The organism is Streptococcus sp. HSISS3 (genome assembly GCF_000448605.1).
Lineage (GTDB): Bacteria > Bacillota > Bacilli > Lactobacillales > Streptococcaceae > Streptococcus > Streptococcus raffinosi.
On the sequence record NZ_CM002130.1, the window covers coordinates 1870140 to 1892718 of the forward strand.

The 22579-nt window shown below is 39.6% G+C and carries 22 protein-coding genes; 4 read left to right on the forward strand and 18 right to left on the reverse strand.

Annotation, left to right across the window (positions count from 1 at the left end; genetic code table 11):
• Positions 1–17: 17 nt before the first annotated feature.
• The 8 genes from HSISS3_RS08555 to folB all read right to left on the reverse strand — a co-directional run bounded on the left by HSISS3_RS08555 (position 18) and on the right by folB (position 6935).
• Entirely contained in the window at positions 18–911 is an 894-nt protein-coding gene (locus HSISS3_RS08555) for an SPFH domain-containing protein (protein ID WP_008535250.1), read from the reverse strand.
• Between the two features lie 271 nt (positions 912–1182).
• Positions 1183–2250: an ABC transporter substrate-binding protein gene (locus HSISS3_RS08560; RefSeq protein WP_008535261.1), complete on the reverse strand. Its 1068-nt coding sequence runs from the start codon at positions 2248–2250 to the stop codon at positions 1183–1185.
• The gene (locus HSISS3_RS08565; protein WP_021152402.1) at positions 2243–3022 is read right to left on the reverse strand and encodes an ABC transporter permease; all 780 of its coding nucleotides are present in this window, start codon (positions 3020–3022) and stop codon (positions 2243–2245) included. The genes HSISS3_RS08560 and HSISS3_RS08565 overlap by 8 nt, the downstream gene beginning before the upstream one ends.
• Positions 3019–3813 carry an ABC transporter permease gene (locus HSISS3_RS08570; protein WP_021146283.1) on the reverse strand — a complete coding sequence of 265 codons (795 nt, stop codon included), beginning with the start codon at positions 3811–3813 and terminating at the stop codon, positions 3019–3021. The genes HSISS3_RS08565 and HSISS3_RS08570 overlap by 4 nt, the downstream gene beginning before the upstream one ends.
• A complete protein-coding gene (locus HSISS3_RS08575) occupies positions 3797–4951 on the reverse strand; it encodes an ABC transporter ATP-binding protein (protein WP_002887695.1) in 1155 nt (384 codons plus the stop codon). The genes HSISS3_RS08570 and HSISS3_RS08575 overlap by 17 nt, the downstream gene beginning before the upstream one ends.
• 46 nt (positions 4952–4997) lie before the next feature.
• Positions 4998–5888 (reverse strand): UDP-N-acetylmuramate dehydrogenase, encoded by an 891-nt coding sequence (murB, locus tag HSISS3_RS08580; RefSeq protein ID WP_042771961.1) that lies wholly within the window; start codon positions 5886–5888, stop codon positions 4998–5000.
• 199 nt (positions 5889–6087) lie between these two features.
• Positions 6088–6579 (reverse strand): 2-amino-4-hydroxy-6-hydroxymethyldihydropteridine diphosphokinase, encoded by a 492-nt coding sequence (folK, locus tag HSISS3_RS08585; protein ID WP_008535265.1) that lies wholly within the window; start codon positions 6577–6579, stop codon positions 6088–6090.
• Entirely contained in the window at positions 6576–6935 is a 360-nt protein-coding gene (gene folB / locus HSISS3_RS08590; RefSeq protein ID WP_021146287.1) for a dihydroneopterin aldolase, read from the reverse strand. Before folB ends, folK begins: the two co-directional genes overlap by 4 nt.
• A gap of 222 nt (positions 6936–7157) precedes the next feature.
• Here folB and HSISS3_RS08595 point away from each other — a divergent pair, with 222 nt between their 5' ends.
• Entirely contained in the window at positions 7158–8609 is a 1452-nt protein-coding gene (locus HSISS3_RS08595) for an alpha-amylase (protein WP_021152405.1), read from the forward strand.
• A gap of 32 nt (positions 8610–8641) precedes the next feature.
• Here HSISS3_RS08595 and folP read toward each other — a convergent pair whose 3' ends face one another.
• The 9 genes from folP to HSISS3_RS08640 form a co-directional block, all read right to left on the reverse strand.
• Positions 8642–9442, reverse strand: coding sequence for a dihydropteroate synthase (gene folP / locus HSISS3_RS08600; RefSeq protein WP_021152406.1), 801 nt, complete (start codon positions 9440–9442; stop codon positions 8642–8644).
• Positions 9443–9450: 8 nt separating this feature from the next.
• A complete protein-coding gene (gene folE / locus HSISS3_RS08605; RefSeq protein ID WP_002884345.1) occupies positions 9451–10014 on the reverse strand; it encodes a GTP cyclohydrolase I FolE in 564 nt (187 codons plus the stop codon).
• Positions 10015–10159: 145 nt separating this feature from the next.
• Positions 10160–12004, reverse strand: coding sequence for an APC family permease (locus HSISS3_RS08610; protein ID WP_008535274.1), 1845 nt, complete (start codon positions 12002–12004; stop codon positions 10160–10162).
• A gap of 62 nt (positions 12005–12066) precedes the next feature.
• Positions 12067–13329 carry a bifunctional folylpolyglutamate synthase/dihydrofolate synthase gene (locus tag HSISS3_RS08615; RefSeq protein ID WP_021146291.1) on the reverse strand — a complete coding sequence of 421 codons (1263 nt, stop codon included), beginning with the start codon at positions 13327–13329 and terminating at the stop codon, positions 12067–12069.
• A 118-nt stretch (positions 13330–13447) separates the two neighbouring features.
• Positions 13448–13696 carry a KH domain-containing protein gene (locus HSISS3_RS08620; protein WP_021146292.1) on the reverse strand — a complete coding sequence of 83 codons (249 nt, stop codon included), beginning with the start codon at positions 13694–13696 and terminating at the stop codon, positions 13448–13450.
• A gap of 11 nt (positions 13697–13707) precedes the next feature.
• Positions 13708–13980 (reverse strand): 30S ribosomal protein S16, encoded by a 273-nt coding sequence (rpsP, locus tag HSISS3_RS08625; protein ID WP_008535277.1) that lies wholly within the window; start codon positions 13978–13980, stop codon positions 13708–13710.
• Positions 13981–14139: 159 nt separating this feature from the next.
• Positions 14140–15537, reverse strand: a complete 1398-nt coding sequence (locus HSISS3_RS08630) for a hypothetical protein (RefSeq protein WP_021152407.1) — start codon at positions 15535–15537, stop codon at positions 14140–14142.
• Positions 15538–15649: 112 nt separating this feature from the next.
• Entirely contained in the window at positions 15650–16975 is a 1326-nt protein-coding gene (locus HSISS3_RS08635) for a sensor histidine kinase (RefSeq protein ID WP_196757044.1), read from the reverse strand.
• Positions 16976–17137: 162 nt separating this feature from the next.
• The gene (locus HSISS3_RS08640; RefSeq protein WP_021152408.1) at positions 17138–17875 is read right to left on the reverse strand and encodes a LytR/AlgR family response regulator transcription factor; all 738 of its coding nucleotides are present in this window, start codon (positions 17873–17875) and stop codon (positions 17138–17140) included.
• A gap of 211 nt (positions 17876–18086) precedes the next feature.
• Here HSISS3_RS08640 and HSISS3_RS08645 point away from each other — a divergent pair, with 211 nt between their 5' ends.
• Both HSISS3_RS08645 and tehB read left to right on the forward strand, forming a co-directional pair.
• Positions 18087–19349, forward strand: a complete 1263-nt coding sequence (locus HSISS3_RS08645; protein ID WP_021152409.1) for a matrixin family metalloprotease — start codon at positions 18087–18089, stop codon at positions 19347–19349.
• A gap of 773 nt (positions 19350–20122) precedes the next feature.
• Positions 20123–21001, forward strand: coding sequence for an SAM-dependent methyltransferase TehB (gene tehB, locus HSISS3_RS08650; RefSeq protein ID WP_021152410.1), 879 nt, complete (start codon positions 20123–20125; stop codon positions 20999–21001).
• Positions 21002–21124: 123 nt separating this feature from the next.
• Here the strand turns inward: tehB and HSISS3_RS08655 are convergent, their stop codons facing one another.
• Positions 21125–21793 (reverse strand): DUF4767 domain-containing protein, encoded by a 669-nt coding sequence (locus HSISS3_RS08655; protein WP_021152411.1) that lies wholly within the window; start codon positions 21791–21793, stop codon positions 21125–21127.
• A 416-nt stretch (positions 21794–22209) separates the two neighbouring features.
• Between HSISS3_RS08655 and HSISS3_RS08660 the strand changes: the two genes are divergently transcribed.
• Positions 22210–22579, forward strand: a 370-nt coding sequence (locus HSISS3_RS08660) for an ISL3 family transposase (RefSeq protein WP_042771964.1), incomplete at its 3' end; no start/stop codon positions are given.

The window sequence follows — 22579 nt, forward strand, 5'->3', positions numbered from 1 at the left end:
GCTTCTTTGTTTGCTTACTATTTATCTGTCTTCAAGGCTGACAAAATTTGGGTACGAATATCATCTACTCCATTTGGATTATTCGGTAAGAATAAGGTTTGATTACCTTTAACAGCAAAGGTATTAAGGGTATCTAAATATTGGTTGGTCAAGAGAATAGACATAATCTGCTCTTCAGACATACCCACATTAGCTTCTTTCAATTCAGCAATAGATTCAGCCAAACCATCAACGATGGCCTTACGTTGTTGGGCAATACCTACCCCATGAAGGCGGTCTTTTTCAGCTTCGGCTTCGGCTGCTGTGACAATCTTGATTTTATCCGCTTCTGCCAATTCTTGGGCTGCTACACGCTTACGTTGGGCAGCATTGATTTCATTCATAGACTGTTTAACTTCAGCATCAGGTTCAACCTTAGTAATCAAAGTCTTCACAATGATATAACCGTAGGTTGTCATTTCTTCAGCCACTTGGTGTTGTACTTCAAGGGCAATTTCATCTTTCTTCTCAAAAAGCTCATCAAGTGTCAATTTAGGAACGGATGAACGGAGGGCATCCTCAATATATGACTTAATTTGAGCCTCTGGACGCATGAGTTTGTAGTATGCATCGGTCACATTTTGCTCATTAACACGGTACTGTGTAGCAACATTCATCATGACAAAGACATTGTCTTTGGTCTTAGTTTCCACTACAATCTCGCTTTGAAGCAAGCGTAATTGAATACGTGCGGCAATTTTATCGATACCAAATGGCAGACGCATATGGATACCACTCGTTGCAATTTTTTGATAGCGTCCAAAACGTTCAACAATAGCTACTGACTGCTGACGAACGACATAAAGCATACTGATGAGAATTCCCATGAGAATTAGGAAGGAGATCAGTAAAAAGAGAAGTGCTGCTTGCATGTTAAGTCCTCCAAAATAAACATTATAAATTCCTTTGCTTTATTATAGCACAGCAATACAATTATTCAAGAAAAACAAATCTTCTTTTTGCTCCCTTCATAGACATTAGCCAAAGCCCCTATGATTCTTATGGAAATGAGGATTAATAAGCGATATTTATTGGCATTAGTAAAAAGGCTGAAACGATAGTGTTTCAGCCTCTCATTATTTTTGAAATAAAAGCATTTGAAGAATTGTTTTACTTTGAATCTAGCACTTAAACTTAGAAGGCTTATTTACGATACATCTTAACTTGAAGGTAAATATCGTTATAGATGCCTAACCATTTTTGGCCTAGATTATCATAGACTTCTAGGTTTTTGATCGTTGATTCTGATGGATAGAAGGCTTTATCATCAGTAATCCGCTTTGGAAGCAAGGCTTTGGCTGCATCGTTAGGTGTTGCATAACCGATGTATTCGGCATTTTGAGCTGCATTTTCTGGCTTAAGCATGAAATTGATAAAGGCATAAGCCTCTTTTTTGTGCTTAACTGTCTTCGGGATAACCAGATTATCAAACCAAAGATTTGAGCCCTCAGAAGGAACAACATAACGAAGATTCTCATTTTTATCAAGCATCTCACTAGCTTCCCCTGAGAAGGTTACTCCGATAGCAGCATCACCTTGAATCATGTAGCCCTTCATTTCATCGCCTACAATAGCTTTGATATTAGGGGTTAAACTATTGAGCTTGGTCTCCGCCAAACGCAACTCCGTCATGTTCTTGGTGTTCAGACTGTATCCCAAGCTATTAAGTGAAAAGCCAATGACTTCACGTGCCCCATCAACTAGCATAATTTGGTCTTTGTAATCAGGCGACCAGAGATCATTCCAATGCTGAGGAGCTTTTTTTACCAATTTTGTATTATAGACAATGCCGACAGTCCCCCAGAAATAAGGAATGGAATAATCATTGTGAGGGTCGAAACTAAGTCCCTTGAAGCTTGAGCCAATTTGATCAAAGCCATGGATTTTAGATTTATCCAATTTCACCAACAGGTTTTCCTTAACCATTTTATCAATGGTATAGTCTGACGGTACAGCAATGTCGTAGGTTGTCCCCCCCTGCTTAATCTTGGTATACATGGCCTCATTGGAATCAAAAGTTTCATACTGAACTTTGATGCCTGTTTCCTTAGTGAACTTGGTCAAGAGATCAGGATCAATATAGTCCCCCCAGTTATAAATCACTAATTTATCAGAGGCACTTCCTGTGTGACTTTGCATATAGGCAGAAATTCCCCAAAGGACAAGTATAATGGCCACAATCCCTAGTAAAAATTCATAGAGTCTACGCATCTTGCTCCTCCTTTTTCTCCTTGGTAATCAAGTAATAGCCAATAACCAAAAGGATAGAGAATAGGAAAACAACGGTTGAGAGGGCATTGATTTCCAAAGAAATTCCCTTACGAGCACGTGAGTAAATCTCCACAGCAAGTGTTGAAAAACCATTACCCGTAACGAAGAAGGTCACGGCAAAGTCATCCAAAGAATAAGTAAAGGCCATAAAATAACCAGCGATAATTCCAGGTGTCAAGTATGGTAGCATTACCTCTTGCAACATCTGCCACTGGGTCGCACCCAAGTCATAGGCCGCATTTACCATATCACGATTCATTTCCTTGAGACGTGGTAAAACCATGAGAACCACAATTGGAATTGAAAAGGCGATGTGGCTTAGCAAAACAGAGACGAAACCGAGCTGAAAGCCAATTAAGGTAAATAGAATTAAGAAACTAGCACCAATCATAACGTCGGGTGCAACCATGAGTACGTTATTTAGAGATAAAATCCCCGTTTGCTGCCTCTGTTTGCTCTCATAGATAAAGATAGACCCGAAGGTACCAATGAGTGTCGCCAAGAGAGCACTAAGAAAGGCTAAGAAGAAGGTTTGAGCCAAAATCAACATGAGTCGACTATCTGAAAACATGCTATGATAATTATCCAACGTAAAGCCTTTGAATTGATTCATATCGCCACCACTATTGAAAGAATAGGCGATTAAATAAAAGATAGGCAAATAGAGGATAACAAAGACAAAAACGAGATAGAGATTTGCAAATTTTTTCATTGACGTCTCTCCTTCGTTAACCACATAGTCGCAATCATAGCAGCAATGAGAACAACCCCAATGGTTGCCCCCATCCCCCAATTTTGCGTTGTAAGGAAGTGCTGTTCAATAGCCGTTCCTAGTGTAATCACTCGGTTACCACCAATCAAGCGTGTCAACATAAAGAGACTGAGACTAGGGATGAAGACTGATTGCACACCTGAACGAACCCCGTTAAGCGACAAAGGAAAGATAACCTTAGTAAAGGTCTGCCAATCATTAGCACCCAAATCCTTGCTCGCATTAACGATATTTTCATCCAAATCATCTAGGGCATTATAAATCGGCAGAATCATAAATGGTATTTCGATGTAGCTGGCTACAAAAATAAAGGAGAAATCCGTAAAAAGGATTTGCATAGGTGCAATACCAAAGAAACCAAGAAAGGCGTTAATCCCACCTTGTTGACCAAAAATCCCCATAAAGGCATAAGCTTTAAGAAGGAGATTGACCCAGGTCGGCAAAATGACAAGCATTAACCAAAGCTGTTTATGCTTGAGTCTCGTCAAAAGATAAGCCGTAGGATAGGAAATGAGGAGAGTGACTATAGTAATAATAGCCGCATAAAGAACCGAGTTGAAGCTCATCCTCAAGTAGGTCCAACTGGAAAAGAAGGTCCCGTAATTATCTAAAGTAAAGTTGCCACTGATATCAAAGAAAGACTGATACAAGAGCATGAGCACTGGAGCGACCACAAAAAGCAGAAGCCAAAGCAGGTAGGGTACCGAAAAGAGGCTAGCTGTTTTCTTCATGGCGCTCCTCCTCAATGGCATTAATCAAGCCATCTTCATGCTCTTCCATTTCCACATATTCTTCAATACGAGCATCAAATTCTTCTTCTGTCTCATTGAGACGCATGATGTGAATATCTTCAGGCGTAAAATCAAGACCAATAATCTCACCCTCAATAGCCTTACGGGTCGAGTGGATCATCCATTCATTGCCAAGATTATCATGAGCAATAATTTCATAGTGAACCCCACGGAAGAGTTGCGTTTCCACTCGAACTTGCAGCTTCCCTTCTTCAGGAAGCGTGATTTGTAAATCTTCAGGACGGATAACCACTTCAACAGGTTCGTTAGGACGCATTCCTCCATCAACAGATTCGAAGCGTTTCCCATTGAACTCAACCAGATAATCCTCAATCATCACGCCAGGAAGAATGTTGGATTCTCCAATAAAAGTAGCTACAAAGTGGTTGATAGGCTCATCATAGATATCAACAGGGGTTCCTGACTGAACAATTTCCCCATCATTCATAACAAAAATCCAATCCGACATAGCCAGGGCTTCTTCTTGGTCGTGGGTAACAAAGACAAAGGTAATCCCTAGTCGCTGCTGCAATTCACGCAACTCGTATTGCATTTCAGTACGTAGCTTCAAATCCAGTGCTGACAGAGGCTCATCTAAAAGGACCACTCGTGGTTGGTTGATAATCGCACGGGCAATGGCCACCCGTTGACGTTGTCCACCAGATAATTTTTGAATTGAGCGCTTTTGATAACCATCTAGTTGAACCATTTTCAAGGCTTCTTCTACACGCTCTTCAATCTCCTTTTTAGGGACCTTTTTTAACTTAAGCGCAAAGGCCACATTGTCAAAGACATTCATATGTGGGAAGAGGGCATAAGATTGGAAAACGGTGTGGACATCCCTTTTATTGATAGGGATATCATTGATACGTTTTCCATCTAAAAGGACGTCACCACTGGTCGCATCCAAGAGGCCAGCAATGATATTCAAAATGGTTGATTTCCCAGAGCCAGAAGCTCCAAGAAGAGTATAGAATTTTCCTTCTTCTAGTTCGAAGTTGATGTCTTTTAAAACTTGTGTGCCACTGTCTTCAAACACTTTTGAGACGTTTTGAAAGGCAATAATCGGATTAGTCAATTGTCATAAGTCCTCCATAAAAATTAAATATAAGATAGGGGTTGATTTAGTTAAGCTTATCACCAATGATACGAACTTCAGGTTCTAAGGTAACTCCAGAATTTTCCTTAACCTTGGCAATGACATCGGCGATAAGATCCTCATAATCTTTAGCTGTTCCTTGATCCACATTGACCATGAAACCAGCATGCTTGGTTGAAACTTCAACACCACCGATACGATGTCCTTTAAGATTAGCTTCCGTAATAAGCTGACCAGCAAAGTGGCCTGGTGGGCGTTTAAAAACAGAACCACATGAAGGGTATTCGAGAGGTTGCTTAAGTTCACGTAAGTGATTGAGGCGATTCATTTCATTCTTAATTTGATGATAGTCACCTGGATGGAGATTAAACTTAGCTGAAATAACAACTTCACCAGTCTCCTGAAGAACCGAGCGACGGTAACCAAAACGCATGTCACGTGCCGCAATGGTACGAATATCACCGTCTTTTGTCAAAACCTGAGCAGAAACCAAGATATGAGCAATCTCTCCGCCATAGGCCCCAGCATTCATGAATACAGCACCACCAACACTACCTGGGATGCCTGCTGCAAATTCAAAACCAGTCAAGCTTTGGAAACGAGCCACCTTTGTTGTCGCAATCAAATTAGCACCCGCTTCTGCTTCAATTTGATAACCGTTTACTGCAATACCGTTAAGCTTGTCAAACATAATCACAAAGCCTCGGATACCGCCATCACGGACAATCAAATTACTAGCATTTCCAAGAACCATCCAGGGAATCCCTTGCTTATTAGCAAATTTGACAATACGAGAAAGCTCATAACGATTACGTGGAAAGGCCAAATAATCTGCTGGTCCACCAACCTTGGTATAGGTGTAACGTTTTAAGGGTTCATTGAAACGAATATCAATTCCCACTAAATCTTTTTTAATTCATCAAGCATATTTTTTCCATACTTTTCTATTCTTTTTATTTCTTCGTAGGCATTGTGATAGGCTTCCCTATCATTAAAGGCAGAACCTACAAATGTGTTACTATTTTCCCCTCGAACATCGAGGAAAAATACAGCAAAAGCCAAGATTAATTATAGCAAAAAATCCCCATCTTGACGACAAGGAATTTTAGTAAAAACTAGTCCGAAGTCACGAATTTGTGAACATCATTAGTGTCTAATTGACTCAAATAATTTTCGTAGGTTTGACCAGTTTGAGGCTCAACTAAGTCCTTTGCAATTTCTAGCAGAGGAACCAAAACAAAGGCTCTCTGAGTCATGAAAGGATGTGGTACTATCAGATGCTCAGTCTCCCAAATTTCCTGTCCATAGAGAAGAATATCAATATCCACGGTCCGGGGTCCCCAATGCTCATGGCGAACGCGATCCAAGTCTTTCTCAATGGCCTGACAAGCACTGAGTAGGCTTTCAGCTGGCAACTGCGTTTCTAATGCCAAGGCGAGGTTTAAAAAATCAGCCTGATCTGTTAGCCCCCAAGCGGCTGTTTCATAATAAGAGGACACGGTTTCAACCTCAGTATCAGTCAACTGCTTCAAGGCTTCCACAGCTCTTTGGAGATAGCCTTGGCGGTCGCCCATGTTAGACCCCAAACTCAAGTAAACTTTTGTCATCGGCTACGCTCCAACTCAATTCCCACACTCTTGTAATGTCCGTTAATAGGTGGATTCTCCTTATAAATACGAATCTTAATGGCTTGGATAGGGCCAAATTGAGCAAATAAATCTTCGCAAATAGCACCAGCTAAACGCTCAATTAAGCTATACTTTACTTCTTCCACCTGTCTCTTCACAGCCTCAAAAACCAAGCCATAATGAACCGTATCTGCTAGTTCATCACTTCGTGAGGCCTTGACCAAATCAACTGCCAATTCCAAATCCACCACAAAAATCTGTCCTAGGGTTTGTTCCTCAGCAAAAGCACCATGATAGCCATAGAAACGGCAACCATTCAAAATTATTTTATCCATTTACTCTCCTTTAGACGACTAAACTTACCCTTATTCTAGCATAAAACAGCTAAAAAGTTACGCTCTAATTCGTATGATTTTTTAGACAAAACAGAGACTTTTGTCACTTTATTCAATGCAAACGCTTGCACAATTATTCTTATTTGATAAAATAAAGGTGCAGAGGTTAAATAACCTACTGCTACAACATCAATGACTTTCTCAATGAACAAGGAATTAACTATGACAAATCAAACTGTAATGCAATATTTTGAATGGTATCTTCCAAGCGATGGACAACATTGGAATCACTTGGCTGAAGATGCCCAACACCTCTCAGACCTTGGTATTAGCCATGTTTGGATGCCACCTGCTTTTAAAGGCACTAATAAAGATGATGTCGGTTACGGAGTCTATGACCTCTTTGACCTAGGCGAATTCGATCAAAAAGGTACTATTCGCACTAAGTACGGTTTCAAAGATGAATATCTCAATGCTATTAATCGCCTCAAAGACGTTGGTATTGTACCCATGGCTGACGTCGTCCTTAATCACAAGGCGGCAGCGGATAAACTCGAGACCTTCGAAGTGGTCGAAGTTGACCCAGAGGATCGTACAAAAGAAATCAGCAAGCCTTTTGAAATTGAAGGGTGGACACATTTCACATTTGATGGTCGTCAAAAGGCCTACAACGATTTTGAATGGCACTGGTACCACTTTAACGGGACGGACTTCGATGCCAAACGTAATAAAAGTGGTATCTATCTTATCCAAGGTGACAACAAAGGTTGGGCTGAAAACGACTTGGTAGACAACGAAAACGGTAACTTTGACTACCTTATGTATGCCAATCTAGACTATAAGCATCCTGAAGTCATTGAAAATATCTACAGTTGGGTCGACTGGTTCGTACAAACAACTGGAGTCCTCGGTTTCCGCATGGATGCTGTCAAACATATAGACTCTTTCTTTATGCGTAATTTCATACGTGACGTCAAAGAAAAACAAGGACAAGACTTCTATGTCTTTGGGGAATTTTGGAATGCCAAGGAAGAAGATAATAATACTTATCTCGAAAAAACTGAAAACCGCTTTGACCTTGTGGATGTTCGCCTTCATAACAACTTATACGATGCCAGCCTGGAAGGGGCCGATTACGATTTGACGACTATTTTCGATCAAACATTAGTCAAAAATCACCCAGAGCATGCGGTAACCTTCGTAGAGAACCACGATACCCAACGTGGACAGGCTCTAGAATCAACTGTTGAAGAATGGTTTAAGCCAGCTGCTTACGCTCTTATTCTACTTCGTGAAGATGGTCTTCCTTGCCTGTTTTATGGGGACTACTATGGTATCGAAGGGGAGTTTGCTCAGGAAAGTTTCCAAGAGGTCTTAGACACCCTACTTTACGCTCGTAAAGAATTAGCTTACGGAGAGCAAAAAGACTACTTTGACGACCCTAACTGTATCGGATGGACACGCTCTGGCAACGAAGGCGGTACTCCATTAGCCGTAACCATTTCTAATGATGTTGCTAACAGCAAAACTATGGAAATTGGCAGTGATTGGGCTGGACAAACCTTCCATGACATCCTTGGAAACTGCTCTGATACTGTAACTATTGATGAAGACGGATGGGGAGACTTCCCAGTTTCTGAAAAATCTGTCAGCGTTTGGACAATTCAAGACTAAGAAAAAAGCTCGATTTGAGCTTTTTTTTCGTTTCATAAAATTCCTGCGATAGTCTTGACAATATCACGATTGGCTTCAACATTATGGACACGAACAATTTGACATCCCTTGCTAACAGCATAACCAGATAGAGCAGCTGTCCCTTGATCACGGTCCTTGGCAGGAATATTTCCACCTAGGAGATAATCCACAACACGCTTACGAGAAATCCCAAAAAGAACAGGATACCCAAGCTCAACAACCTTGTCCAAGCCTTTAAGCAGATCTATATTGTGTTGGACATTTTTAGCAAAACCAAAGCCAGGATCAATCCAGATATTTTCCTTGGCTACACCAGCTTCCAAGGCAGCTTGCGCACGTTGATTGAGAAAGGCACAGACATCTTCAGTGACGTCATTGTAAATTTCTTCCTTTTGATTGTGCATTAGGATGATTGGCACGTCTTTCTCAGCAGCTAAAGCTAACATCTGACCATCATAAAGACCTGTCCAAACATCATTAAGAATATCCGCACCTGCTTCAAGAGCAACTCTAGCAGTAGCTGTCTTGTAGGTATCAATACTGACGAGAACGTCATAATTTGCCTTAATAGCTTGTATAATTGGCACAATACGAGCAATCTCTTCTTCCTCGGTAACAAATTCTGCTCCGGGTCTTGTAGACTCACCACCCACGTCAATAATACTAGCCCCTTGAGCAATCATACGCTCAACCTGAGCTAGCGCATCTTCTATTGTGTCAAAATCACCACCGTCTGAAAAAGAATCTGGGGTGACATTCAAGATTCCCATAATGCAGGCCTTACCTGCAATCTCATGTTTACCAATAAACATTTTAACTCCTAAAAATCACGCATCAAAGAAAGAATTTCCTTACGTTCTTCACGGTCTTCTTTATAAAGGCCTTTAGCAACTGTTGTGATGGTCTTACTTCCTGGTTTCTTAATACCACGCATGGTCATACACATGTGTTCTGCTTCCACCATGACAAAAACACCTCGAGGATTAAGGGCTTCTTCAAGCGCTGTAGCGACTTGATCTGTCAGACGTTCTTGCAATTGTGGACGACGGGCCGCCACTTCAACAGCACGTGCTAATTTTGACAGTCCAGTCACCTTATCCCCACTTGGCAGATAAGCTACATGAGCCTTTCCATAAAAGGGAACCAAATGATGCTCACACATAGAGTAAAAAGGAATATCCTTGACAAGGACAACTTCGTCATGTACTTCTGAAAAGACTGCTGTAAACTGATCTTTAGGGTCTTCATTTAAGCCTGAAAACATCTCAGCATACATCTTAGCCACACGTTTTGGCGTATCCAAAAGACCTTCACGCTCAGGATTTTCACCCAGAGCTTCCAATAATTGATAGACTGCTTGTTCTACTTTTTCTTGATTTGCCATAATTTCCTCTTGAAACGTTATAGTACTATCTATTATAACTCATTTTGCTCGATTTTTCTTGCAAAAAATAAAATTGCCTAGCTGAATTCCAGCTAAAAAAGCGAAGACTCCCCGTCACATGGGGACTGTCCTCGCTTGTCTTTATTTAATCTTTTAAGTGGTAAGAATATGATGAAATGACAATATTCTCACGCCATTTGAGATAATATTTCAATCGTAAACTCATCTGGTTGTGAAGCATGGTTTGCCATGATTTTTTCGGAACAAACTGTGGAATCATAACAGTCAGAGTCGCATTCTCTTTTTCAGCCTGAGTAGCTACTTCGTCTACATATTGAATAGTTGACTGCGTAATTGAACTGTAAGGTGATTGGATATGAACCATCTCGATTTCTGGGAAATATTTTTTAAACTCTTGTTCGGTTTCCTTGTCCTTATTCTCTGTATCTTTAGTAGACACATGCATAGCGATAACCTTATCACCAATAGAACGTGCATAAGAAATAGCACCAATATTAGCCTTTGTAACATTCCCCACCAAGATAAGGACAATATTGCCTTGATAATGATGTTCTTTGACTTGACCATCAATACGCAATTGTTGAGCAACCCCATTGTAATGTTTCTTAATCTTAAGGAACATCCACATCAAAATCGCAATAATAGGGAAGAATGGCCAAATATCTCCTAGACGGAAAAGGAAGAGAATGAGGACGATAGCATAACAAATTAGGGCACCTAAAATATTAGCTAAAGAGTGTTTCCAGAATCCCTTACCATATTCACGAATCCAATGGACAACCATCCCTGTTTGAGAAAGTGCAAAAGGAATGAACACCCCAATAGTATAAAGCGGAATCAACCGTTCCGTATTTCCTCGGAAAATGAATAAGAGGGTAATGGCCCCAATAGCCAGCGTCAAGATACCGTTAGAGTATCCCATACGTGCACCTTTTTCAAGATACATGTGAGGCATGTATTTATTCTTAGCCATATTAAAGGACAACATCGGAAAGGCTGAAAAACCAGTATTTGCTGCTACTGCAAGAATCATAGCAGTTGAGAATTGGAAGATATAAAATAAGATACTACCAATCCATGAATAGCCAAGAATTTCTCTAGCCATCTGTGCCAAAATTGTCACACCTGAATGAGGTGTAATGCCAGTCCACCAGTTTAGGAAGGTAATCCCGGCAAACATAATCCCCAAGATGCTTGACATGATAAAGAGGGTTGATGCAGCGTTTTTAGGCTTAGGTTTCTTAAAGAAAGGCACTGCATTAGAAATAGCTTCCACCCCTGTCAATGAAGCCGAACCTGATGTAAAAGCCCTTAAAATAAGAATCACTGACACACCTGTAATCGGTTGGCCTAAATGGGCCGTAGCCGCATAAGGCATATGCCCCGTTAAGATCTGTAAGAAACCAAATCCTAATAAGAACATCGTTGAGACAATAAAGAGATAAACAGGAATCATCAGAGATTTTGCCGATTCACGCATTCCCCTGAGGTTCATCACCATCAAAACAAGCACCAAAATCATTGAGATTTCCAGATTATAGGGATGAAGTAAAGGAATAGCTGAAGTAATGGCATCCGCACCTGAGGCAACTGAAACGGCTACTGTCAACATATAGTCGACTAAGAGGCTACCACCAGCTATCAAACCAAATTTAGGTGACAGATTTTCCGAAGTTACCATGTAGGCACCACCACCTTGTGGATAGGCCTTAATTACCTGTCTGTAAGAAATAGTAAGGCTAGCCAAAAGGACTAAAACCAAAACCCCAATAGGGATAGACCACCAAATAGCAGCGCTTGATACAGCCATCAAGACCAATACGACCTGTTCAGGACCATATGCGATAGATGATAGAGCATCACTCGACAACATGGCTAACGCTTGAACCTTAGATAATAAGTGATCATCACTGCTATTATCCTGGGTCAAGGGTTCACCTATTAAAATGTTTTTCAGACGTTGAAGCATTTTTTCTCCTTACTTTTAAAACATATGGGGTATTATACGCCCCTAAGTCTTATCTTTCAAGTCTAAACGTTACTTTTTCGCTCTAAAAGCCATTTTCGAACTTGAGAAATAAAATAAAGAGATCCTGTAATCACATATAATTTGTCTTTATCCGCTGATACATGATTCTTGATCCAAGTTTGGAAGCCTGGGACCTTTTTGTAAGCAGCTGGGTACTTGTCCAATTTGACACTATTTGGATACTCAAAGCTGGTTACTGTCAAATCACCGACCGACTCTAACTGAGCCAACATACTATCAATAGGCTTGGTATCAATAGCTGCAAAAAGCAATTCAATATCCTTATCCGCATATTCTGATTTTAACAAATCAATCAAGACCTTAACACTCTCGTTATTATGAGCACCATCTATCATGAGATTAGGCATCAAAAACTCTGTTCGACCTAGCCAACTAGCATGAGCTAAGGCAGCCTTAATGAGGTCAGGAGTCACTTCTGGATAATCTTTTTGAAGCAGCAAAGAAGTCATGATGGCCAAACTAGCATTAGCCACCTGATGCTGACCAGCCATAGCCAATGAGATATTTTCTAGCTTTTGTCCCTCGTAAGCAAAATCAAAGGAATGACTTGTTCCGTTAGCTGTGAAATCTTTTCCTAACTCGTAGGTCTTAGCCCCTTCTTCATGTGCTTTCTTTTCAAAGACTGCTCGAACATCATCTCGCTCAGTCGCAAAAATAAAGGGAGCTCCATTTTTCAAAACACCAGCCTTTTCTGCCGCAATTTCAGCATGAGTATTTCCCAAAACCGCCTGATGATCCAGACCAATAGATGGACAGATGACCGCTAGAGGACTAAATAGATTAGTCGAATCATGCAAGCCGCCCATTCCAGCCTCTATAAATGCAATATCCACAGGATGGACTTGTCCAAAGTAGAGAAACATCAAGACTGTGATAATCTCAAACTCTGTCGCATTTTCATGCTCTGTCTCTTTTGGTAGACGATCAACTACAGGCTTAACACGTTCAACCAAGTCCAACAACGCCTCTTCTGAAATCATACGACCATTGACAGAAATCCGTTCCTTAAAATCAATAATGTAAGGCGAGGTAAAGGTTCCAACTTCATAACCTGCTTGACTAAAAATCGTTTGTAGGGCATTTACCGTAGACCCTTTTCCATTAGTCCCAACGATATGCACAGCCTTCAAATTGTCTTGTGGGTTTCCTAGTTCTTCAAGCATCCAGGCCATACGTTCCAAACCTGGCTTAATGCCAAACTTCAACTGACCGTGAATCCACTCTAACGCTTCTTGATAAGTCATTCTTGCTCCTTCTTTCAGATTAATCTTTGACTTAGGTATTATGTTTAACCCTCATATTATACCAAAGACTAAGAGGGTTAACCAAAAAATGCAAAAAAGACAACCCTAAGGTCGCCTCTTAAGCATTCTCTTTTTCGTCAATAACAAGACGAACCTTCTTACCTTGAGTAGGTACCGAATAGACAATCGCTCTTATCGCCGTAATAGTACGTCCTTTTTTCCCGATAACACGCCCAATGTCTGCTGGGTCGAGGTCAAGATGGTACTCCAAAAACTCAGAGCCATCAACAATTTTAATGGTCAACTGATCTGGTGAAGCAATTAAAGGTTTAACGATAGCGATAATAAGATTTTCAATGGTATCCATAGGCTAAAAAATTATTTTGAGAATTTTGATTCGTGGAATTTCTTCATAACGCCTTCTTTTGAAAGGATGTTACGAACTGTATCTGAAGGTTGTGCACCTTTAGACAACCATTCAAGAATACGATCTTCTTTGATTGTTACTTGGTTTTCTTCAACGAGTGGGTTGTAAGTACCAACTGTTTCGATGAAACGTCCATCACGTGGAGCACGTGAATCTGCAACGTTAATACGGTAGAAAGGTTTTTTCTTAGAACCCATACGAGTCAAACGGATTTTTACTGCCATTTTGTAATATCTCTTTTCTTTAGTTTTTTATTATGGTGGAGGCATTAATCACCTCTCGACCTTATCTAGTATACCATAACATTTTTATGTGTCAAGAAAAAAACTTGACAGACTCAAATTTTCAACAAAAAAAGTTAGAGACAACCTCTAACTCACTTTTTACCTATTTTTTGCTTGTAGTCTTATGATTTTTTCGTAAGCCACTTTTGCTTCAGCATATTCAGCTTCTAAGCCTTTAGCTGTCGCTTTTGAGACCTTCTCATAAGTATCACGGCTAGTCAGTTTACCATCTTCATTATAGGTAGAAACAACCAAGGTATCCTTATTAACAGTATACGACTTGGTTCGTTTTCCTTTGCGATAAAGTCTATAGTTATCTACATTATCCGAAATATAGTAATCCACTAAGTTCTTATCGGCATTTGGATAAAGTTCTGAGACCACCCGAGTCAACTCACGCTTAAATTCTGAGACTTCCTTGGTATAGGTAATAGACTTATTCCACTGATCAACAACTTGATACTCCTTCAGATAATCTGAAGCCGTAAAAGTAGGGTGGTCCTCCTTACCCTTAGTATAGAAGTAAGAATGTGTCTGTAGATTATTGGAATGGTCAACCTTAAGGAAAGAGACATAAATTTCATTATTGTTTTCATGCTCCTTAAGAGCATTGGTTAACTTGCCAGAATTTTCATCCAAGACTTTTGACGTTTTTAATTCCCAAGTCCCCTCAATGTTACCTGAAGCGTTACGCCAAAAGCCATAAACACCACCAATCAACAGCATCAAAACAACGGCAATAAGGCTAGAAATCAAGGCCCCTTTACCCCAACTTTTTGCCTTCTGTGATTTTTTGTCAATGTTCTGAACACTTTCTAGAAGACGAATCTGACTTTCCAATTTCTTTTCTAGTTTGATTACAGTCTGATCTTCTTTGGACTTGACTTTATCAGCAAGCTTTTCGGCCTTTTTCTTATCACGAGCAGCCTGACGAGCAATTTTCTTGGCCTCTTTTTCTTCTTTTCGGTTGGCTTTTTTCAAGTCCTCAGAACTGTCATGATATTGTGATTCATTGCTGAACACTGGAATATCCTGAATAGTTGCACTCGCAGCACTTGCTGAATGGCTTACTGAATCCAGACGTGTTGGCGCATAACTAGCCAACCGTTCTTTAGCTTCAGCGACACGTTGACGCTGTTCTTCTTCCTTTTGAAGAACCTCAGCTTCACGACCTGATTGAAGCGTCTTCACTTGGAGAGCACTTTCTTGGGATAGCGCTTTTCTCTTTTCTTGAGCCGCATTAGCTAGGGCCTCTTGTGCGCCGTTACGCTCTTTTTGAGACTGGGCTAGTGCTTTTGCGGTTGCAGTTTCTCCATCTAATGATTGATCAGGCGATGCTTGTCCTTGATCAGACGGTGCTTGATTAGTTACTTGGCTTGAGTCTGACTCCTCAGAGAGGATAAACTCTCCTCTTTCTAGAGCCTCTTTAAAATCAATAGGCCTCGGCTTTCGCCCATTGACAGCTTCAAAGTATTCTAACCATTCGTCTTTCAACATAATAAATCCCCCTAAATTAAAAAACACATGATTAACGTTACTATTTTAACATATTTCAAAACATAAAAATAGGGACTAACAAGAATTCTAAAAACTCTTATTAAATCCCCAATTAATCTTGTTTTGGTGTAACGGACAATAACTGCACAAAACGGTGCTGTGCTGACTCCGTTTCGAGTGACACATTGTCATATCTGAAGAGAATTTCTTCAATATTTGCTAAGCCTAAACCACGACCTGTTCCCTTGGTCGAAAATCCTCTTTGCTTCAAAGGAGCTATGTCAATAGAAGCTTCCTTAGTGGAATTTTCAACAGCAATTACAGACTGCCCCTCCATCTTAAAGATAGCAATAGACAACTTTGGTGTTTCTGACAGAACAGCTGCCTCAATCGCATTATCGCAGAGGATTGATGTAATAGTAATCAAGTCCAAGACACGCATATCTGTGAAGAAAACACCTTCTTCGACCTCAACATGACAATGAATTCCCTTATCAAACGCCTCAGCCAGTTTAGAAGATAACAGGCTCTTGAGTGGCATATTGGTTACATGTGTTAGTTTCGCCAAATCAAATTTTTGTTGCCTCAAATCTGATGCTGAATCTTTAAGGACAGTGTCATAAATCATCTTGATCTGGTCAATATCTCTCATCTGTATCGCCTCACTAAGCGAAATCAGAACATTGGTATAATCATGACGAAAACCACGTAGTGTTTCATAAAGGCTCTCAACTTGCTCAGAATACTTTTCTAAATCATCCAAGTGACGACGATTTTCTTTCCGACGCTGATTTTCAAAGTACTCATCTGCATACTTATTGACACTATATACAGCAAAAAGGATAGATGCAAAACCAACTAAGGTTACGATAGGACCAGCATAGTAGAGTGAAAAGAATTGCGAAGCTACAACCACAGCATAGTTAAAAATCACATAACTAATCAAGATAAAGTTAGTGAAAAACATAATTCGACTAAACTTACGGTCTCTCTCCAAGACCCTTAAAGATTTAAAGTCAATATTAAGGAGCTTGGAAAGAGCAACAAAGGTTGGAACAATTAGAAGGTCAAAGAAAATAAAATAAAGATAACTCTTGTTGAGAAAATCTGAAGTGATATTAAAGGCTGGCATCAAGAAATAAGAATAACCATTAAATATCAACAGATAAATGACTAAAGGGTAGAAGGCATAGAAGGCCAACATATTGGCCGTTCTTTCCTTGCCAAAGAAATAGGCATAGAAAAGAAGATAGAAAGGCGTCATAAAGGACAAGCCGACCCCGAAAGAGGAACCGAGTAATCCTCCTAGGAATTCTACTAAGAAAGCCAAGGGGAGAATCAGTCGGGGAACCCTAACCAAACTGGTCTGTTCGTAAATCCATTGTATGACGATAAAATGCAAAAGATACTCTAATGCAATTTGAAAATCAATCATCATATGATAGTTAGCCACCTCCTTCTAGTCATGATAGGTATATGATAAAAGCCACGCTACTATTTTATCACAATTCCCGTCAATAGATGAGATAAAACTGAATAATCATCTCGGTTTTCAGAAAATTTTTAATAACTATTAGAGAAGAAGGATAGGCTAGATACTTTAACGATTTTTCAATCGTTCCAAAAGTTCTTTTTTACGTGTTCGCGAAAGGAGGCAAGACTCATCGTCATCAAAGAAAACCATATTAGCGGTACGATCCACACTTGTCACATTGCTGACATTAACGACGAAAGAGCGGTGGGGTTGGAAGAATATATCATCCAGTTTTGCCACCTCTGCAATTTTCCCATAAAATTCAACCAAGTTTGTCTTGGTATGGGCAATCAACTTATGTGGAACAGGAGCTGTCTCAATATACAAAATGTCATTATAAGGAATACTGACATCATTTTTATCCGTTTTAACAGTGAGACTCTGTGTCTTCGTTTCTTGCTCAACCTGCGACTGGGCAAAATCCAAAAGCTCTACCAAAGCTCTCTTGAGATCCACATCTTCCATGGATTTATCCACAAAATCAAGGGCTTGAATCTTATAACGAAAAGTCAAAGGCATAAACTCCGAGTAGGCTGTTACAAAAGCAATTTGTGCCTTCAAGTCTTCTTTTCGAATCTCCAAACCAATATCTAGTCCCTGCTTGGTCTGATTTTTGAGGTCAATATCCAGAAGGTAAATCATGGATTTACCTGAACCTCTGTCAGCATCTAACAATTCCTGACCATTCTCAAAGAATGTGATGTCATTAACAACAGCCTTAGACTCCTCGACCGCTTCGTCCAATAAGCGACCAACACGGTGACGCTGTAAGGCATCATCTTCCAGGATGATAATAGAAAGCATCTTATTTCCCTCTTTCTTTCTAATGCACTTAGCATACCTACTTGTCATTTTATCATATTTAAGCGGATATTATTCTTTTTTCTGTATAAAGTCTTTTTTTAACGACCAAGTTTTTATTTATATAACAATTGTTATATTGTTGTCACTTTATATTCATTTTCAGATGGTATTATTAGGACTGTTTTTGTTTTATATTAAAAAGGAGAAAGTTATGTTACGTTTTACTGAAAGACAAGGATTCCATTCAAGGACCTTGTTAACCCTTGCAACTGTTGGTATCATGAGTGTTTTTCTTTTGGGACATTCTCAGACAGCTTCTGCTGATCAGACTTATGTCTCAGATTCCACTCAGGCACTGACTTTTGCCGAACTTGAGACAAGTACAAATACTGGCACTCAAACACATGCTGCTATTGCTTCTGAAGCACCTGCTGCCGTCACCACAATCTCACACACCTCTGTGGATGACCAACATACACATGAAAATGATTTTAATCAATCTACCTCAACTACTCCAACTTTTGACGAATTAGCTCAAAATAGTCAAACAGCAAGTAGCACTGTTAATCGTCAGACCGGAGTCATAACCTATGAGACTAAGATTCCGACAAGTTCAGAAAGTCATTCTCAATCTCAAGAAAATAAAGCAACATCAAAGACCGAAACTGTCGCACAAGCGCAAACTTGGTCAAAAGATGGTGCTACATGGGTTTCAACGACAATTGACAATGGCAATGTTCATAAAATTTTGTCTACCTATTTTCCAAAACCATTAACAGACACGACAAAACCAGCGACTACTGGAACTTCTAAACCTAAAACATCAAGTTCTACGGCTAACCAACCCAAGAAACCAGCTACAGTTGCAAACAAGCCTTCAACAACTGCAACTATTCAGCCTAAGAAGCCTGTGACTACCGAAAATAAGCCCACAGCTTCAGGCCAAGCTACTAAACCAGTTGACCGAGTGGCGCAAGTATGGCAAAAGAACAACGTTCTTGTCAAAAAAAATTACAATACACCTCATTGGTCAAGTAATGAAGCAACCATCTTCATCAAAGCTAAAACTCCAGAGATAGTGACTGCTTACAAAGAAGCTATTACCTCTTGGAACAATACTGGAGCCTTTAACTTCCTACTTACCGACGATAAACTAAAAGCTAACATTATTGCTGATGAACGTTATGAAGAAAATGTAGCATCTCCTCTTGGAGTTACCTACTCTACTTATTATGTCCCAACCAAGCAATATAACAATGCTACCGTTTACCTGAATAGCTTCCATGTTAAAAACAACTACTACCAAAAAAATGGTGGTAAACTCCTTAACACTGCCCAACACGAACTGGGACATGCGATTGGACTTGACCATAATAGTGCAGTTGCCTCTGTAATGGAACCTAAGGGTGGAAAAACAAGTATCCAACCTGTTGATATTAACAATGTTAAGAAGCTCTATGGTAAGATTGTTTAAGGTATCAAATCATTACTATCATTTACAAGCAGAACCTGAGGGATCTGCTTTTTTAATAAAGTGAGATGACCATTCAAGACTATTAATTGACTGTTCATGATTTTTTCTTACACTTTTTAAAAATATGTAAAGTTATATTCCATATTTCTGGTAAAATAGAAAATGTAAAGAGAGACCGGATGAGGCAAAAAGTTATTTTTATAAGTTTTTACTCACTATTCTCATAAACAGAATAAAATATAGTCTAGGAACCCTTCTTAACATTTATACCTATCTTCCCCAAACACTTTTCCCCCATTCCTAGATTTCCAGATCTCTCCTATAATTAACGTCTAGCTGCTTTAGTTAGACGTTTTTTCTTTTATCTACTTTCTATAAATACATTTCTTAGGATACTGTAATAGTAATCACTCAAAATAGATTGTACAAAGTTACCATTCAAGACCATTAATTGACTGTTCGTGATTTTTTCTTACGCTTTTTAATATTATGTAAGCATTTTGCTGATTTTTTTGGTAGAATAGATAGTGTAAAGAGAGAACGAATGAGTTCAAGATAAATATTTTATCATTTGAAACTTATTGTTCTCATGAACGTTTTTGATAGTCTAGGACCCCTTCTTAACATTTATACCTATCTTCCCCAAACACTTTTCCCCCATTCCTAGATTATCAGTTCTCTCACAATAAAAGCGTCTAGCCCCCCAGCTAGACTTTTTTCTTTTCCAAACTTTTGCTATAATAGAACCATACCTATTGAAAGGAACTCACAAAATGACTATAGATCAGCAACTTCTTTGCTATAAACGTCTCCCAAACTGGACAGCCACTACTCTTCCAGAAATGGTGACTCAAAAACATAATACAAAGGTAGGAACATGGGCTAAACTGACCATCCTGTCTGGGGCTCTTTATTTTTACGAATTAGATGAAGAAGGACAGGTTACTGCGGAACATCTCTTCACACCTGAAACAGATATTCCTTTTGTAGAACCTCAGGCTTGGCACCGCATCGCTGCTGCTTCAGAGGATTTAGAATGCTATCTGTCTTTTTATTGCAAACCTGAGGACTACATGGCTAAAAAGTATGATACTAAGGCCCACTCTGAGGTTCTTGAGGCCGTGCAATCTGGCTATATCAAACCTGGTCGCACTCTAGACCTTGGTTGTGGTCATGGTCGTAACGCTCTTTATTTAGCATCACTTGGACATGATGTCACTGCTGTTGACATTAATAATGAAGCTACCCAACGTATCCAGATGATCGCTGATGAGGAAAATTACAATGTTAGAGCTGGTTACTACGATATCAACCTTGCTGCTCTTCCAGAATCAGAAACCTTTGATTTTATTCTCTCAACTGTGGTCTTCATGTTCCTTGATCCTGACCAAATTCCGGCTATCATCAAGAATATGCAAGAGCGTACTGTCCTTGGTGGTTACAATTTAATTGTCTGTGCCATGAATACTGAGGAGCACCCTTGTACCATGCCTTTCCCATTTACCTTTGAAGAAGGCGAATTGAAAAACTACTATAGCGACTGGGAGCTTGTCAAATACAATGAAAATATTGGTCACCTTCACCGCTTAGATGAATATGGCAATCCAATTGCCCTTCAATTTGCGACTATGTTGGCTAAAAAGGTTAAATAACACACTACTTAGAAAAGTGAATATCAAAGAATGTAACTCTAACTAGGCAGGTGGTACTTAGAGTTTTCTCATCTTGCCTTTCTTCACACTAAAAAACTAGGTTTCCAATTGGAAATCTAGTTTTTAGTTGCTGACAATATCGGCGTATGCTGACTTGAGATTTTCATTTCCTGTTTCTTTGACATAGTAAATGCTACCATTAGTGGTTGATGAATAAAGAACAACTGGTGTTCCATCTCTTTTTATGGAGAAGAAATAACGGTGAACGGTCGTACCCTGCCAACGCTCATATACTGAAACAATAGTGTACTCAGAACTGCTATTCCCATTTGCAGCATAGGTTGCGTCCACAACCTGATCACGGTCTGACCCCCAATGGATAGGAATAGTGGAGGCTTCTTTGGTAATTTCCTGATAACCAGGTTGATTCATCTGGTTACCCCAAGAAACCATTAAATTAGCAAGACGACTTCCTTTATCATTGGTCCAACGTGGATTTTCACTCGCCGAAGCACTAGAATTGTCACTTGATATTCCCGTTGATGCGAAAAGCGTGCTAGCCATTGTAGAAGGTCCCTCAGACTGTTGATGTGTTGTCCCTGAAATCAGACTAATTCCTATGGCAACAACGATTGCTAATAGAGAGCCCAGAAGAATATAGATATAATTGTAATTTTTCGAGACTTCAATAAGTCCAGACTGATAAGCCAGTTGTAGTTCATCAGGTTTTGGCTTACGTCCCTGAACTTGCTCAAAACGACTTATCCATTCTGCTTCTGACAGCTTTCGCATGATTTTCCTCTTCTCTTTATCATTTCACCTTTCATCCTATCATAGAATGCCTTTGATGACAATAGTGTTAAGGATATGAAACTTGCTGTTAACAAGACGATTAAGGATTTAGAAGAGCGAACAGATTCAGACAAAAGAGGAAAATCAAAACACCCATGACTAGTAGGATACTAATCTTATAGCCTAGTGGATTCCTAGGATTTAAACTGGTCCCAAGGCCAATCCTACGGAGGACAAATAAGGGTTCTGAAGGAGACTGATTAAGGCTGTAGCCTAAGAGGTACCTTAAATAAAGGGCTCTATAATTTCTGTAGTGGGTAAAATCACTATAGAGATTATAGAGCTTTTTGAATGCAGACAAAAAGTCCCATAAGAACTATAATGAAAAGCAACCAAACCATCATTAGGAAGAACTTATGAGACTTATTAAGAATACCACAGAATTAATCGGAATTAAAGACCCAAATATCATTATTTCTCTTGTTTTTGAAAAAGATACCTACATCGAGGTTCAAGCAACACTTGATTATCCTGCACCATCATGTCCTCACTGCCAAGGAAAGATGATCAAATATGACTTTCAAAAGCCTTCTAAAATTCCTCTCCTTGAACAAGCTGGAACACCTACACTATTACGTCTAAAAAAGCGTCGTTTCCAGTGTAAAAGTTGTAGGAGAGTCACGGTAGCTAAGACATCAATCGTTGAGAAAAACTGCCAAATCTCCAATCTAGTCCGGCAAAAAGTTGCACAGCTCCTTACTGAAAAGGTGTCACTAACAGATATTG